Below are 15,446 nucleotides of genomic sequence, written 5' to 3'. Positions count from 1 at the left end.
TCAACGGACGCTCCGCGTCCGCTTTTGGGACGCAGAGCGTCCCGGGCTGCATTCCCACGCAGAGCGTGGGAACGATCAGGGCTGCACAAACCGGATAAAGGTCTGCACCCATCGGATAGTCCGCCCCATCCCCCCGTCCTAGCATGGCCCTGCCTGAATAAAAACAATGGAGGCGGCGGCCATGTCCCTGCGACCCGAATACCTTCACTCCCTGCTGGAAGACGACAAAGAACAGGGCATCTATCGCTGCAAGCGCGAGATGTTCACCGATCCGCGGTTGTTTGATCTGGAGATGAAACACATCTTCGAAGGCAACTGGCTGTACCTGGCCCACGAAAGCCAGATCCCCAACCTCAACGATTTCTACACCACCACCATGGGCCGCCAGTCGATCTTTATCGCGCGCAACAAGGCCGGTGAACTCAACGCCTTCATCAATGCCTGCAGCCATCGCGGCGCCATGCTCTGCCGGCACAAGACCGGCAACAAAAGCTCCTACACCTGCCCGTTCCACGGTTGGACCTTCAACAACTCCGGCAAGCTGCTCAAGGTCAAGGACCCGGCCGAAGCGGGTTACCCGGCGAGTTTCAACTGCGACGGCTCCCACGACCTGACCAAAGTCGCGCGGTTCGAGTCCTATCGCGGCTTCCTGTTCGGCAGCCTCAAGGCCGATGTGGTGCCACTGGTGGAACACCTGGGCGAGTCGGCGAAGATTATCGACATGATCGTCGACCAGTCCGCCGATGGCCTGGAAGTGCTGCGCGGTTCTTCCAGCTACATCTACGAAGGCAACTGGAAACTCACCGCCGAAAATGGTGCCGACGGCTACCACGTCAGCTCGGTGCACTGGAACTACGCGGCCACTCAGAACCAGCGCAAACAGCGCGAGGCCGGTGACAGCAATCCGACCATGAGCGCGGGTACCTGGGCCAAGCAAGGCGGTGGTTTTTACTCGTTCGACAAAGGCCACATGCTGCTCTGGACTCGCTGGTCGAACCCCGAGGACCGTCCGCTGTACGAGCGCCGCGACGAGTTGGCCCAGGACTTCGGCCAGGCCCGTGCCGACTGGATGATCGAGAATTCGCGCAACCTGTGCCTGTACCCGAACGTGTACCTGATGGATCAATTCAGCTCGCAGATTCGCATCGCCCGGCCGATCTCGGTCAACCGCACGGAAATCACCATTTATTGCATCGCCCCCAAAGGCGAAAGCGACCACGCCCGTTCGAGCCGGATTCGTCAGTACGAGGATTTCTTCAACGTCAGCGGCATGGCCACGCCGGATGATCTGGAGGAGTTTCGTTCCTGCCAGACCGGTTATCAGGGCAGCGTCACCACCTGGAATGACATGTCCCGTGGCGCTGAGCACTGGGTCGAAGGCGCCGATGAAGCGGCCAAAGAAATCGATCTGCATCCGCTGCTCAGCGGCGTGCGCACTGAGGACGAAGGCCTGTTCGTGCTGCAACACAAGTACTGGCAGCAGACGATGCTCAAAGCCCTGGCTGCTGAACAGCCCGAGCTGATCGCCGTGGAGGCCGTGCAATGACCATCACTTACGACACCGTGCGCGATTTTCTCTACCGCGAAGCGCGCTACCTCGACGACAAGCAATGGGACGACTGGCTGGAACTGTACGCCGCCGACGCGTCCTTCTGGATGCCATCCTGGGACGACAACGACGAACTCACCGAAGACCCACAGCGGGAAATTTCGCTGATCTGGTACGGCAACCGCACGGGCCTGGAAGACCGCATCTTCCGTATCAAGACCGAGCGCTCCAGCGCCAGCATTCCGGACACCCGCACCTCGCACAACATCAGCAATATCGAGCTGCTGGAACAAGCCGACGGCCTGTGCAAGGTGCGCTTCAACTGGCACACCCTGAGTTTTCGCTACAAGACCGTCGACAGCTATTTCGGCAGCAGTTTCTACACCCTTGATGTGCGCGGCGAGAACCCGCTGATCAAGGCCAAGAAAGTGATCCTGAAGAACGATTACGTTCGCCAGGTCATCGATATCTATCACTTGTGAGGCCGCCGTCATGACGCATTCCATTGCATTCAATTTCGAAGACGGCGTTACCCGTTTCATCGACGCCAGCCCCGGCGAAACCGTGGCCGATGCCGCGTACCGCCAGGGCATCAATATTCCGCTGGACTGCCGCGACGGCGCCTGTGGCACCTGCAAATGTTTTGCCGAGGCCGGGCGTTACGACCTGGGCGAGGAGTACATCGAAGACGCCCTCAGCGCGGACGAAGCCGAACAAGGTTTTGTCCTGACCTGCCAGATGCGCGCCCAGAGTGATTGCGTGGTGCGGGTCCCGGTGTCCTCGGGCGTGTGCCGTACCCGCCAGGCCAGTTTTGAAGCGACCATCAGCGCCGTGCGCCAGCTGTCCGACAGCACCATCGCGCTGTCGATCAAGGGCGAGGCGCTGAGCAAACTGGCGTTTCTGCCGGGGCAGTACGTGAACCTCGGGGTGCCCGGCAGCGAGCAGACCCGCGCGTATTCCTTCAGCTCGTTGCAGCGCGATGGCGAGGTCAGTTTCCTGATTCGCAACGTGCCCGGTGGCCTGATGAGCAGCTTCCTCACCGGCATGGCCAAGGCTGGCGACAGCATGACCCTGGCCGGACCGTTGGGCAGTTTCTACCTGCGGGATATCCGCCGTCCGCTGTTGTTGCTGGCGGGCGGCACCGGACTGGCACCGTTCACCGCGATGCTGGAAAAAATCGCCGAGCAGGGCAGCGAGCAACCGCTGCATCTGATCTACGGCGTGACCAACGACTTCGACCTGGTGGAACTCGATCGACTGGAAGCCTTTGCCGCGCGCATCCCGAATTTCAGTTTCAGCGCCTGCGTGGCCAACCCCGACAGCCGGCATCCGCTCAAAGGCTACGTGACCCAGCACATCGAGCCGCGGCATCTGAACGATGGCGATGTCGACGTCTACCTGTGCGGTCCGCCGCCGATGGTCGAGGCCGTCAGCCACTACATTCGCGAACAAGGGATCGCCCCGGCGAATTTCTACTACGAGAAGTTTGCAGCCAGCGCGGCATGAGCATCTTCGCCGCGACACATTTTTGTAGCAGCTGGCGAAGCCTGCGTTCGGCTGCGAAGCAGTCGTGACATCAGGCCGCGCGGTATTTCAGGAAGACCTCGCGCTCAGGTTTTACGACTGCTTCACAGCCGAACGCAGGCTTCGCCAGCTGCTACAGATCGCGTTTTGCGCAAGGAGGTATGTATGAACAGATTCCACGAAAAAGTCGTGCTGATAACCGGGGCGGCCCAAGGCATTGGACGGCGCGTCGCTGAGCGTATGGCGGCGGAGGGCGCGCGGTTGATTCTGGTTGATCGCTCCGAGCTGGTATTCGAGGTGCAACAGCAATTGGGGCAGGGCAGCCAGGTACTCGCCCTGACTGCTGACCTTGAGGACTACAGCGAATGCAGTCGCGTCATGAAAACCGCCGTCGAGCGCTTTGGCCGGCTGGATGTGCTGGTCAATAACGTCGGCGGGACGATCTGGGCCAAGCCCTTCGAACACTATGAAGCGTCGCAGATCGAGGCCGAAGTGCGTCGCTCGCTATTCCCGACGCTGTGGTGTTGCCATGCCGCGCTGCCGTTCATGCTCAAGCAAGGCAGTGGGGCGATCGTCAATGTTTCGTCTATCGCCACCCGCAGCGTCAATCGAGTGCCGTATGGCGCGGCGAAAGGCGGGGTCAATGCGCTGACCGCGTGTCTGGCATTCGAAACCGCCGGTCGCGGAGTTCGGGTCAATGCCACGGCGCCGGGTGGCACTGAGGCGCCGCCACGGGTGATCCCGCGCAACAGCGCCGGGCAAAGCGCGCAGGAAAAGGTCTGGTATCAGCAGATCGTCGATCAGACCCTCGACAGCAGTTGGATGAAACGCTACGGCACGCTGGATGAGCAGGCCAGCGCTATCTTGTTCCTGGCCAGCGACGAGGCTTCCTACATCACCGGCATGATCATGCCGGTCGGCGGTGGCGATCAGGGCTGAGGCCGGGGCTGGGGCCTACAAACGGCGCTGAAACGCCTTGACGATCCGCAGCGTGGCGTCGCTGATTTTCAGGTTATGGATGGCGTCCAGCGGATGCCACATGCAGTCGATGATCTCGTTTTGTGGCCGGGCTTCGTCGAGGTTCAGCACCGACGCTTCGTAGACATGGTGCCGGGTGCTGCCGTCTTCCAGCTCCATCAGGTACAGCATCCCGTCGACCCCCAGCCCGGTTTCTTCCGCCAGTTCCCGGATGGCCGCGTCCATTTTGGTTTCGCCGGGCTCGACTTTTCCTCCGGGCAAAGTCCAGCGACACCTGGGCTTGCGCACCAGGAGCACGTGTCGATCTTGTTCGCAAATAACGGTGGCGCGTACTTTCATGTGTTACCTGATTGCCCGGCTGTCACAAAACAGTCATAAAAATGCAATATTCGAGCCGAAGCCCTGTATTCCGGGAGCTTGAAGGGTTGGAGTTGTCGTGCAAGGCGAAAGTGCAACCGAATATCGCGACGTCTGGTCGGCACTTGGGCAAAGAGCGGGTGTAGGGTAGGCAAGTCAATCGTGGATGTTCACTGCCCAATAAGGAGGTGACTATGAGCATTGAGATGCTGACCAAGATGCACATGAACGGTTACGACGTACTCAGCGTCAATCATGGCCCATGGCGGGTGTGCACCAAAGGTGACCGCCTGGCCGCCTTCGCCAGCCGCGAAGAGGCACTGGCGTTCGCGGCGTCTTTGCCGGCCTACAAGGCGCGGTCGAAACGCCCGGCGACTGATCAGTAGTCGATCTTGTGTCTGTAGCCCCGGCCTGCGTCGGGGCTTTTTATTGGCTGCTCGGCTAGTAGCCGCTGCCTCCGATGCCGCCCATCCCGCTCGTGGAGTGAGAGGGTTCTCTGGCTTTGCGTTGGGCATTGCTCCATTCCGCGCAGCTCATGAAGCTGGTGTGATCCACCTTGCCCGCGCCATTGAAGCTGACGTTGTAGGGTTGCTGGCGGCCGTCCTGCATCAGTTTGTAGTCAAAGCAGGTGCCAGGCACCACCGTGCGATCGGTAACGGCCAGCGGTTTGCCGCCGATCTGCTCGACCTGATCCTGGCTCATGCCGCGCTCGACCTTGGCGACCAGCGGCTGGTTGCGGTAGACGTGTGAGTCGGTGCTGCAACCGCCCGACGCCGCCAGCACGGCGAGCAATGCGAACAGGGACTTGTTCATGGCAGTGGTCCGGTCAGTGAGCCTTCGTTCGATTGATGTGCCGTGCCTTTACTTCTTCGGCGTAAGTCTTCAGTAGCTCTTCGTCCCCCTCAAGCACCTTATGCAACCTGAGCGCTGCTTGGGCGTCTACCTCATTGCCAGCCTTGCGGAATTGCTCTGCCAGGCGCAAAAGTTCTACCGCCGACCACCGCAGATCCGACTCCACACTTTGCAAGTCGCGATGAAGTTCCTTCTCGAATTCGTTAAGCAACATAATGACCTCCTGCGTATTCCCGCTACGAAAGATTAGTCCGGTTTACCGTGTGGGGTGTTGCGTTTGCAAGGGCGCGCGTCGGTTAAGTCGCTTTAGTCGATCGTTCGCTGGATGTCTGAGCGGGTACGCGCTACATTCGCCGTTTTTCGGGATGAGGAAGCGTCATGCGGATGTTGATAGCGGGGGTAGCGGTGGCTATGTTGGCGGGCTGTTCATTGCCCGCGTCCCTGGTGCCGGGTGAGCCCAATGTCAGCAAATACAGCGCCAAGCCGCCAAAGGAATACGCCGCGTGCGTGCTGCCGTTGTGGCAAGCGCAAATTTCCAATACCAAACAAATGGCCATTTCCAACGGCTATCGCCTGACCGCGCCAAGCATCATCACGGCGGACGAGATTCTCGATATCGTGAAATCGAAGGATGGCAGCCGGGTGTCGCTGTACCAGGGGCCGCCGTGGGCGAAATCGGCGGCGATGCGGCAGGCGGTGCGTGACTGTCTGTAACGCCTGAATCGAAGTTGAAAAAAAGCAGAAGCCGGATTTTTTCGGCTTCTGCTTTTTTTGTAGCTAGTCGGTGATATCGGTCACCGCAATGCTCTGCTCGGCGCTGGTGCCGCTTTTCTTTTCTCTTCGCTCAATAAGCCATTCATCCACCTGCCCGGAAAACTCCGGCGGGGCCTTGCGTCCGACCTTTCTCGCCAGATCAATCAGGGCGGTCTGGGCGAGGGCGTCTTCCATGCGCTTTTGCGCCGTCATCATCGCCCCGTGCACCGCGCAACCACCGTCCAGCGCCCAGGCCGGCGCCGAGCCTTCGAACAAGGCGCAGCGCCCGCGAATCTCACGGCAATCGAAGATCAGCTTCTGGCCGTCGATGGCGTTGACGATGTCCAGCAGGGTGATTTCATCCGAAGGCCGGGCCAGTTTGAAACCGCCGCGCACGCCTTCAGTGGCCACCACCAGTTTGGCCTTGGCCAGTTTGGTGAAGATTTTCGCCAGGTAGTCCAGCGGCACGCCTTGCAACTCTGCGAGGTCGCGCACGCTGGCCTCACGGGAGTCGCCGCCATTGCCCACCAGAAAAAGCAGGCAATGAATCCCGTACTCAACGCCTGCGCTGTAAAGAGACATAGTGATCTCCGACTAATGTAGTCGCAAATATTAGCAGCGGAACAGGAGGGCGACAACGCGCTTCATCGGGCAACAGTGCTTCGTTGCTTATTGTGCAAGGGGCTGCTGGGTCGGCAAGGGCCGGTTTAGAAAGGTTTTGAAGACCAATCTGATAAATCGATTGGAATGATCAGTAAAGTTGACTTGTTCAAATTAAATGCGACTAATAAAGTCGTAGTTGTCCGGTCAGGCAGCAGTCATGACCCTGAACACATTCACAACCTGGTTTTCCACTCGGAGTTAAAAAATGAAACAACAGATTCTGGTCATCGGCGCAGGTTTTGGTGGCATGTGGACGGCGTTGAGCGCCACGCGTTTGTTCGATATTCATGGGCACGACAGCGTTGAAGTCACTGTCCTGGCGCCGCAGGCCGAGCTACGGGTGCGTCCGCGCTTCTACGAACCGAATGCTCACCAACTGGCTGCGCCGATTGGCGAGCTGTTCGAAGCGGTGGGTGTGAAGTTCGTCCAGGGCGCCGCTGAAACCATCGATGTCGAGCAAAAACGTGTCGGCTATCTTGATGCGTCGGGGGCCAAACAGGTGCTCAGCTACGACAAACTCGTTCTGGCAACTGGCAGCCGTCTCGCGTCGCCAAACACCCCTGGCGTGGTCGAATACGCGTTCGACGTGGATCAGATCGAACAAGCCGTGCGCCTGGAAAACCACCTCAAGTCGTTGGCCAATCAGCCAGAAAGCACCGCTCGAAACACCGTCGTGGTGGCTGGCGGTGGCTTCACCGGGATTGAAACTGCGACCGAAATGCCTGCTCGCCTGAGAGCAATCCTGGGCGATAAAGCGAACATCAACGTGATCATCGTTGATCGTGGCGAGAAAGTCGGTGCCTCGATGGGCGCCGAAATCAGCCAGTCCATCGCCGAAGCGAGCACAGAACTGGGTGTGAAATGGCAATTGAAATCGTCGGTCGTCGCTGTCGATGAAAACGGTGTAACCCTGGCCGATGGTCAACGCATCGAAGCTAAAACCGTGATCTGGACCACCGGCGTGCGCGCCAGCTCCTTGACCGAGCAGATCCCCGGCGAACGTGATCACCTTGGCCGCCTGCACGTGGACGCGCACCTGCAAGTCATCGGTCAGGACGACATCTTCGCCACCGGCGACGTGGCCTACGCCGCGAGCGACGACATCGGCAACCACGCGCTGATGACCTGCCAGCACGCCATCGTCCTCGGCCGTCACGCCGGGAACAACGTGGCCGCGCAGATGCTCGGCGTGGACCCGACGCCGTACAGCCAGCCCAAGTACGTAACTTGCCTGGATTTGGGCGCCTGGGGCGCGGTCTATACCGAGGGTTGGGATCGCCAGGTCAAACTGGTGAAACAGGAAGGCAAGGCGCTCAAGACGCAGATCAATACCGTGTGGATTTACCCGCCAGCCGCCAATCGCGAGACCGCTTGGGCCGCCGCCGATCCGCTGATTCCGATTGCTTGAGCCGTAGAAGTCCGCACAAATAGTGTTGATATATAAGGGCTTACGATTTTAATTAACCGAACGGTGCGCAGAAATATATTGTTTCAAAGTGTTTTAGTAGGTTAATATCGCCCCGCGTTCACCACCACGGTTTATGCATTTTTAAGTCCCAGGCGTCCATCAGCTGCCTGGGATTTTTTTTTGCCCGCGATTCAGTGCTCAAAACGCGTATTGCAGGCGGGTGTAGTAGTAACCGCCGGTGAAGCCGAACGGTGAATAGCTGCCCCAGTTATCGCCGAACGACGAGTTGGGCACACCGATATGGTCGGGGTATTTGTCGAACAGGTTCTGCGCGCCTACCGCCACGGTCAGTTGTTTGTTCAGCGCATAGGCCACGTCGAGGTCGGTGATCCATTTGGCTGAGTACTCGCGATCCAGGCTCGAATCGCTCGAACTGTTGACCTCGGTGTAGGTGCCATAACGGGTCAGGCGCAGGTTGACGTCGAAGTCGCTGATGCCCCAGTCGGCGGCGAAAATCATCTTGCTGCTCGGCGACGTCTTGGTGATCAGCGCCCGGGACTGGCGGCCCATCAGCTGGAAATTACCGCCCAATGCCGTCAGTTGTTCCGGGGTGTCGTTCACGCTGAGGATCTGCGTGTGGTTGTAATTCAGCGCCGCCGTCCATTTCACCGTGCCGTAGCGGTTGAGGTTCTGCCGGTAATTACCGACCACATCGACCCCGGACGTGCGGGTGTTGGCGCCATTGGTGAAGTACTGCGCGCCCGCCGTGGCCGGCACGCCGATGCCGTCGAGCAGGGCGGCGACGCCCGGGCCCTGGAAGCGTTCGCTGAGGACCAGCCGGTCGCGCAAATTGATCACGTAACCGTCGACGGTCAGGCTCAAGTCTTCGCTTGGGGTCAGGGCAAAGCCGAGGCTGAAGTTGGTCGAGCGCTCGGGTTTCAGCGCTTCGGCGCCGAGGGCCTGGGCGCCCGTTGAGTCCACCGGCAGAATCACGTAGTTGTAGGACTGGTAGACGCCATTGATGGTGTCGAACCCGGTCGAGCGCGCGGTGAAAATCTGGTTGGCCAATGACGGCGCGCGAAAGCCATTGCTGACACTGCCACGCACCGAGAACACCGGGTTGAACTCATAACGCGTACTGAGCTTGCCGCTGCGGGTGCCGCCGATGCCTTCGTTGTAATGCTCATAACGACCGGCGACGCCGACGTACCACTGTTCAACCGGATAGAAGCCGAGATCGATGTAACTGGCGACGCTGTTGCGGCTGACTTTCTGCGCATCCTCCGGGGTGATGCCATTGGTGACCTGCGCCCCCGGATCCGGACGTTGCCCGGCGCGCGGACTGTCGGCCGGGAACACGTAGCCGCCATCGATATACGAAGCTTCGGAGCCGGCGCGCGTCTCGTAGCTTTCCCGCCGATGTTCAAAACCGAAGGCCACGTCCATGGGTTTGGCCAGACCGATCTCGTAGCTTTTTTTCAGATCGAGGTTGCTGGTGAGTTGGTCAGCAATGTAGATACCTGAAGTGAACTTGTTCGGGGTGTTTTCGCCCAGGGATGGGTTCTGGTTGTCGTAGGTTCGCTGCTTGGCGTAGTTGCGGCCGTAGGTGCTGCTCAAATCCCAGGCCCAGCCGCCGAAGTTGTCACCTTTGGCACCGAACGCGGACTGGAAGTCGGTTTCGTTGACCAGCCAATAAGGGCTGTAGCCATCGGGAAAGCCATTAGGCCCGGTGGTGATGGTGTTGCGTCCGCTGGGCAGGCGGAAATTCTGGCCGTCGTTGTTCTCGCGGGTGGCCACGGTCGAGAACGAATACAACGTCAGCGCATCGTTCAGCGGCAGGTCGAGGTTGTAGCCGGCATCGGCCAACTGGCTGCGGGGCAAGCCATAACCTTTGTAGGTGTGGTGGCTGGCGCCGGCCTCGCGCGGATCCGGCGAGCCATCGGCCTGCGGGTAGTAATGGGCGCTGTAGCCGTTGCTGCCGGCCTTGTTGTCCCGCTCCTGATAACGGGTGTCCAGCGAGACATTGAGCACGCCGGCTTCACCGACCTGAAACCCATAATTGAGCGCTTCCTGCCCGGTGCCGCGCTTGCCGTCGTAACCCTGGCCCAGCGTGGTGTCGGAACTGCCGCCGGTGGTCTGCTTGAGGATGATGTTGATCACCCCGGAAATCGCATCCGAACCGTATTGCGCCGCCGCACCGTCGCGCAGCACCTCGATATGGTCGATGGACGCCACCGGGATCAAGTCCAAATCGCTCGGCGCCGCGCCGCTGTTGATGCCGTTGATGTTCAACGTCGCGCTGGTGTGTCGGCGCTTGCCGTTGACCAGCACCAACACATGGGATGCGGTCAGTCCGCGCAGGGTGGCCGAGCGCACCACGCCGCTGGCATCCCAACCGGCGCGGTCGGGCAGGTTGAACGACGGGATGAATTTGCTCAGCGCTTCCAGCAGGCTCGGTTTGCCCACCGAACGCAGTTGTTCGCCGGTCACTACATCGATCGGCGTCGGGCTAGTGGTGACGGTGCGTTGCTCGGCGCCACGGTTGCCGGTGACTACCACGGTGTCGAGGGTCGGCGCGCCGGTTTCAGCGGCTTCGAGGCTGAACGAGGTCAGGCTGCAAGCAAAGGACAGCGGCAATAACAAAGGACGATAGGCAGGTACTGGGCAGTTGCGCATAAGGGTGAAGCTCCTGAATGTCGGGTGTTGTCCGTGTCACTTCTTGCGCGCGGCGACGGCTTCGATTTCCACCAGGCCGCCGGGCAGCGGCAGCGCGACGACTTGAATCGCCGTGCGCGCCGGTTTGTTCGGTTGCGCGGCACTGCCGAAGTACGGCGTATAGCCTTCCTGCAACCCGGCGAAATCGAGTTTGTTGCCCTTGGCCGGATCGCCCACCAGGAACACCCGCAGTTGCACCACATCGCCGAGGTCCAGGCCCTGGCTTTGCAGCACGCCTTTGAGCTTGTTGAGGATCGAGGTGGTCTGGGTCGCGGTATCGCCATAGGCGGCGAACGAATCTTTCGGCGCTTTCGGGTCATGCAAATCTGCAAGCAATCCGCTGACGAACAGCAACTCCGTTTGCGCCGGCACCGACACCGCCAGGGAAATCGGGAAGTTCGAGTTGGGCAGGGCGATGCGTTTGATTTCGTCGGCCTGACTGGTGAGGGCGGTGGCGGTCATGAGCAATCCTGTGAGCAAGGTAATGGCTTTCATCGTTCAGTCCTTTAAGAGAAAAGAGTCAGGCAGCAACGCCCGATTGAGTGCGTTCGGCATGCCGGCCAATCAGCGCGACGATGCGTCGGGCCGAGTCAGCGGCACTGTTTTGCCAGATGCCAACGCCGCCGTGGGCGAGGGCGTCGCTGGCCAGGTAGGTGCGGCCCTGGGGTTGGTTGAGAATCGCGTAAGCACTCTCGCCAACTTCGTCGTTGACGATCCACGGGCCTTTGCTGAAGGGCACCTTGGCCCAGTTGATCGCCACCGGTTTTTGCAATTTGGCGCTGTGGCCGGGGTGCAGCAGTTCGACGGCTTGCCGGGAAGAGGCGAACTGTTCGGCGATGGATTTCTTGCTGAAGGCCTGGGCCGGCTCGCTGGTGTTGTAGGCCGCCACCAGAATCCCTTGAGCGCTGTTGAGCCGATCGCTCGGATACCACAAGCCTTTGACTTCGTGATCGAGGTAAGAGAGCCCGCCGTAGATGTTGAAGTCGGTTTCCCAGAAACGCGGCGACTGCCAGGCCACTTTGTTCGCCTGATCGCTTTGCGCGCTCAGAATCGCTTGCTTGAACGGTTGGCTGAAGTTGCTCGGCAGTTTCGCCAGCAACGGCAGCGGCACGGTGACCACCGCGTAATCGGCGTTCAGGGTTTGCGTCTTGCCGGTCTTGCGATCCCGGTAAGTGATGCGGCTGCCGCTTTCGGACGTCTGGATATCGCTGACCTCGGCGTTGAAGCGCACCGCGTCCTTGAGCTTGTCGTAGAACGCGTAAGGAATGCGGTCCATGCCGCCGACCGGTTGGAACATGGTCGAGGAAAACTCGGGGATTTCATCGAACACCAGCGCGCCCCAGAGCTTGGGATTGAGCAGGGTTTGCAGTTCCAGCGGGGCTCGGGTCACCCCGGTTTGATCGCCGGCACCGGGCACGCGGGTGTAGCCCGAGCGCACCGAGCCCTTGTATTGGAAGTCGGCATTGAGGTCGCCATAGACCTTGAGGAAATTCAGCAGCGCCTTGCGGTCATCGATGCTCAAATCCTGGTCCAGGGCTTGGCGGCTGACGGTGCGCGCCAGCAGTTCGGAGAGTTGACCACGGGTGTCGTTGACCGCCTGGCGCAACTGGAAGGCCGGTTTGCTCGGATCCGGCAGGGCCAGGGCATTGCGGCTGCTGTTGACCAGTACTTGCAGTTCGACACCCAACTCGCGGCAGTAGCCGAGAATGGTCTGGTGATGGCTGGGAATCCGCGCCGGACCGGCGTTGAAAAACTGCCCGTCATCGAAGTCGACGGTCTGGCTCACGCCGTCGTCGAAATCGACTTTGGTGCCACGGCGCAGGGTCCAGTTGCGTCCGCCTACTCGCTCCCGGGCTTCGAGAATGGTCACGGTAAAACCGGCCTTGCGCAGCTCATAGGCACTGACCAGCCCGGAGATCCCGGCGCCGACCACCACCACGTTTTTGCCTTTGCCGCTGCTGCCCAGTCGCAGCGGGTTGAAAGTCGATGCCACGGCCTGAGGCGTCAGCCCCAGCGCGCCGAGGGCGCTGACGGCGGCACCATAGCCACCGACAGCGGCGATGCGGGTAATCATTTCTCTGCGGGAGAGGGCCATAGTGTGCTCCTTGGAATGTTCTCGTGAGAAAGATCAGAGGTCGTAACGCAGCGACAACAACAGGGTTCGCGGGTCGTTGATCGAGTAGTAGCGAGCGCCACTGGACGGCACGTAGCCGACCGATTGCGGGTAGGCGCGGTCGAGCAGGTTTTTCACCGCCAGCGTCGTGGTCCAGTGGCCGTCGCTGGAGATGTAGCGGGTGTTGGCGTTCCAGAAGGTCTGCTTGGGAATTTCCTGGACGTCGTCGTTCAGCGCGTTGGCGTAGGACTTGGTCTGGAACTGCGCATCGGTGCCCGCCAGCCAAGTACCGGGAAGGCCCGCTGGAATCGTGTAGTTGAGGCCGACGCTGGCGTTCCAGCGTGGCGAGAACACCAACTGCTTGCCGTTGGCATCGACCCCGGCGCCGCTGGCGTTTTCGAAGTCGTCGTACTGGCTTTGCAGGTAGCCGACGTTGGCGGTCAGTTGCAGGTCGCGGGTCAGGGCGGTGAGGGTTTCCAGCTCGACGCCGTAGGTGTGCGCCTGGCCGACGTTGGTCCGCAGGCTGACGCCCAGCGCCGGGTCGTAGGCGTTGGTCTGCAAATCCTTGTAGTCGTTGTAGAACACCGCGACGTTGGCCCGCAGGCGCTGGTCGAAGAAGTCACCCTTGAACCCGGTTTCCCAAGTGGTCACGTCTTCCGGCGAGAACGCCTGTTCGGCAGCGGCCCGGGTCGGCGCGCGGTTGTCGTAGCCGCCGGCCTTGAAGCCTTTGGCGACGTAGGCGTACTGATTAAGGTGTGGCGTCCAGGCGTATTCGAAACCGATTTTCGGGCTGGTGGACTGCCACGACTTGCTTGAATCAGCGCTGAAATTGGTCCCGGTAATCTGCCGATCGGTGTTGATCGCGTAGTTGGTGTAGTCGAAATTCTTGTGCTCGCGGGTAAAGCGCAGTCCTGCGATCAGCGACAGTTGTGGGGTGATTTTGTAGCTGCCCTGGCCATACAACGCGTAGCTTTCGGTGTTGGTCGTGCTGTATTGGCCTTGGCCGATTACCCGATTGCGCGCCACGGAATAGGTCAGGTTGTCGCGGTCGGCTTCGAACTTTTCGCGGTACAGGTACAGGCCGGTGCTGAAGCTGAACTTGTCGTAGTCGCCGTTGAGCTGGAATTCCTGGGTGGCGTAGTCCTGCTTGTAGGTGATCAGGTTTTGCTGGATCAGCGCCGCTTGACCGGAGTTGTCGTAATCCACCGGTTGGTTGAACCCGGAATAGGCACTCACCGATTTGAAATTCAGGTTGTCGTTGATCGTATAGATCGCCCGTAGCACCGAACTGCCCTGATCGAGGCGGTTCTTCGGATCGAGGCTGCTGTAGCTCTTGAATTTGTCGAAATGGCCGTTAGCGTCGAATGGCGTGTAGCTGGTGGTGTCGCCACGGTCGAAGGTGCCGGCCAGGGTCAACTGCACATCCCATGGCGAATCGATCGGGTTGAAGCGCAGCTTGCCGCGGTAGGACTGGATGTCGACGTTGTTCACATCCTTGCCGCGGGTCGGGTTGGAGACGGTGCCGTCGCGGGTCAGGCGAATCGCCGAGAAACTGCCGAACAAGGCGTTGTCCACCAGCGGGCCGCTGATCAGGAATCGGCCGTTCTGCGCGTTGTAATTGCCCGCGCCGAGTTCGAAGAACCCACGGGTTTCCTGGGTCGGATCGCGGGTGATCACGCGGATCGCACCGGCGCTGCTATTGCGCCCGTAGAGCGTGCCTTGCGGGCCGCGCAGCACTTCAACGCGCTCGACATCGTTGAAGTCGAGCATCGAGGAAATGGCGCGCGGGATGTACAGGTCATCGGCGTACACCGCCACGGCGGATTCCTGGATCGGGTCGGTCTCGCCGATGCCGCGAATCCCGTAGGTCTGGGCGCTGTAGGAGATCGACTGACGGCTGAGGGTCAGGTTCGGCACTTGCCCGGAGAGGTCGCGGACGCTTTTGATCTGCTTGTCTTCGAGGGTTTTTTCGTCAAACGCGGAAATCGCCAGCGGGGTTTTTTGCAGGTCTTCGCTGTGGTGTTCGGCGGTGACGGTGACAACGGGGAGGGCACCCGACTGGGTGTTTTCTTCGGCGTGGGCCGACGCGCCGAACAGGGCCAGCGACACGGCCAGCGTCAGACGGTTTGCAGTGAAGGTGTTGTGCATGGTGAGCCCCAGGTGTGTCGTTGGCGTTGTTGGTTTTTTTAGGCAAAGCGTTGCCGGGGCCATGGATCGAAAGCCATGGCGGCGGGGGCTTGAGCCGATTTCAGTTTTGGGTGAAGCGGTTGACCGTGGAGTGGTGTCGGCCGGAAAAACAAGCAGTTCCGTGGGCCTCCACCTGGTCAGGGGTCGGTGATGGTTGTAACAGTATTTGTATAATACGGCGCTGTAAAAGTCCGATTAGTTATAAGTTAATTATAAAAAATAGGCATTAAATATGATGTAGAAATGCGTAAAGCTGATGTTGATGTGGGGGCTTTTAAAACGCCTTCGCGGGCAAGCCTCGCTCCTGCAGGTGGGATGCGTTCCCCTGTAGGAGCGAGGCTTGCCCG

General features: G+C 60.2%; 15 protein-coding genes. 7 read left to right on the top strand and 8 right to left on the bottom strand.

The window, feature by feature from the left end:
* Positions 1–181 precede the first annotated feature (181 nt).
* The 4 genes from benA (at position 182) to HKK52_RS06565 (ending at position 4,012) form a co-directional block, all read left to right on the top strand.
* Positions 182–1,546, top strand: a complete 1,365-nt coding sequence (gene benA / locus HKK52_RS06580) for a benzoate 1,2-dioxygenase large subunit (RefSeq protein WP_169370100.1) — start codon at positions 182–184, stop codon at positions 1,544–1,546.
* Positions 1,543–2,031, top strand: coding sequence for a benzoate 1,2-dioxygenase small subunit (gene benB / locus HKK52_RS06575; protein ID WP_169370099.1), 489 nt, complete (start codon positions 1,543–1,545; stop codon positions 2,029–2,031). The genes benA and benB overlap by 4 nt, the downstream gene beginning before the upstream one ends.
* Positions 2,032–2,041: 10 nt before the next feature.
* On the top strand, positions 2,042–3,055 hold the full coding sequence (benC, locus tag HKK52_RS06570) for a benzoate 1,2-dioxygenase electron transfer component BenC (protein ID WP_169370098.1): 1,014 nt from the start codon (positions 2,042–2,044) through the stop codon (positions 3,053–3,055).
* 183 nt (positions 3,056–3,238) lie between these two features.
* Positions 3,239–4,012, top strand: a complete 774-nt coding sequence (locus tag HKK52_RS06565) for a 1,6-dihydroxycyclohexa-2,4-diene-1-carboxylate dehydrogenase (RefSeq protein WP_169370097.1) — start codon at positions 3,239–3,241, stop codon at positions 4,010–4,012.
* Between the two features lie 15 nt (positions 4,013–4,027).
* Here the strand turns inward: HKK52_RS06565 and HKK52_RS06560 are convergent, their stop codons facing one another.
* A complete protein-coding gene (locus HKK52_RS06560; RefSeq protein ID WP_169370096.1) occupies positions 4,028–4,390 on the bottom strand; it encodes an NUDIX hydrolase in 363 nt (120 codons plus the stop codon).
* Positions 4,391–4,602: 212 nt separating this feature from the next.
* Here HKK52_RS06560 and HKK52_RS06555 point away from each other — a divergent pair, with 212 nt between their 5' ends.
* Positions 4,603–4,794, top strand: a complete 192-nt coding sequence (locus HKK52_RS06555; protein ID WP_169370095.1) for a DUF2188 domain-containing protein — start codon at positions 4,603–4,605, stop codon at positions 4,792–4,794.
* 55 nt (positions 4,795–4,849) lie between these two features.
* On the opposite strand, the gene osmE is transcribed toward HKK52_RS06555, so the two are convergent.
* Both osmE and HKK52_RS06545 read right to left on the bottom strand, forming a co-directional pair.
* Positions 4,850–5,221, bottom strand: coding sequence for an osmotically-inducible lipoprotein OsmE (gene osmE / locus HKK52_RS06550; protein WP_169370094.1), 372 nt, complete (start codon positions 5,219–5,221; stop codon positions 4,850–4,852).
* A 13-nt stretch (positions 5,222–5,234) separates the two neighbouring features.
* The gene (locus HKK52_RS06545) at positions 5,235–5,474 is read right to left on the bottom strand and encodes a hypothetical protein (protein ID WP_169370093.1); all 240 of its coding nucleotides are present in this window, start codon (positions 5,472–5,474) and stop codon (positions 5,235–5,237) included.
* Positions 5,475–5,638: 164 nt separating this feature from the next.
* Here HKK52_RS06545 and HKK52_RS06540 point away from each other — a divergent pair, with 164 nt between their 5' ends.
* Complete coding sequence (locus HKK52_RS06540; protein ID WP_169370092.1) at positions 5,639–5,974, top strand: hypothetical protein; 336 nt, start codon at positions 5,639–5,641, stop codon at positions 5,972–5,974.
* 63 nt (positions 5,975–6,037) lie between these two features.
* Here HKK52_RS06540 and HKK52_RS06535 read toward each other — a convergent pair whose 3' ends face one another.
* On the bottom strand, positions 6,038–6,595 hold the full coding sequence (locus tag HKK52_RS06535; RefSeq protein WP_169370091.1) for an RrF2 family transcriptional regulator: 558 nt from the start codon (positions 6,593–6,595) through the stop codon (positions 6,038–6,040).
* Between the two features lie 286 nt (positions 6,596–6,881).
* Here HKK52_RS06535 and HKK52_RS06530 point away from each other — a divergent pair, with 286 nt between their 5' ends.
* Complete coding sequence (locus tag HKK52_RS06530; protein WP_169370090.1) at positions 6,882–8,084, top strand: NAD(P)/FAD-dependent oxidoreductase; 1,203 nt, start codon at positions 6,882–6,884, stop codon at positions 8,082–8,084.
* Positions 8,085–8,282: 198 nt separating this feature from the next.
* On the opposite strand, the gene HKK52_RS06525 is transcribed toward HKK52_RS06530, so the two are convergent.
* Genes HKK52_RS06525 through HKK52_RS06510 form a run of 4 tightly spaced genes read right to left on the bottom strand, consistent with a single transcriptional unit; the run spans position 8,283 to position 15,060 of the window.
* Positions 8,283–10,760, bottom strand: a complete 2,478-nt coding sequence (locus tag HKK52_RS06525) for a TonB-dependent receptor plug domain-containing protein (RefSeq protein WP_169370089.1) — start codon at positions 10,758–10,760, stop codon at positions 8,283–8,285.
* Positions 10,761–10,796: 36 nt separating this feature from the next.
* Positions 10,797–11,294, bottom strand: a complete 498-nt coding sequence (locus HKK52_RS06520; RefSeq protein WP_169370088.1) for a RidA family protein — start codon at positions 11,292–11,294, stop codon at positions 10,797–10,799.
* 25 nt (positions 11,295–11,319) lie between these two features.
* Positions 11,320–12,894 (bottom strand): flavin monoamine oxidase family protein, encoded by a 1,575-nt coding sequence (locus HKK52_RS06515; RefSeq protein ID WP_169370087.1) that lies wholly within the window; start codon positions 12,892–12,894, stop codon positions 11,320–11,322.
* Between the two features lie 33 nt (positions 12,895–12,927).
* A complete protein-coding gene (locus HKK52_RS06510; protein WP_169370086.1) occupies positions 12,928–15,060 on the bottom strand; it encodes a TonB-dependent receptor in 2,133 nt (710 codons plus the stop codon).
* Positions 15,061–15,446 lie beyond the last annotated feature (386 nt).

The organism is Pseudomonas sp. ADAK2, assembly GCF_012935755.1.
GTDB lineage: Bacteria > Pseudomonadota > Gammaproteobacteria > Pseudomonadales > Pseudomonadaceae > Aquipseudomonas.
This window is presented reverse-complemented; position numbering and strand designations above follow the sequence as displayed.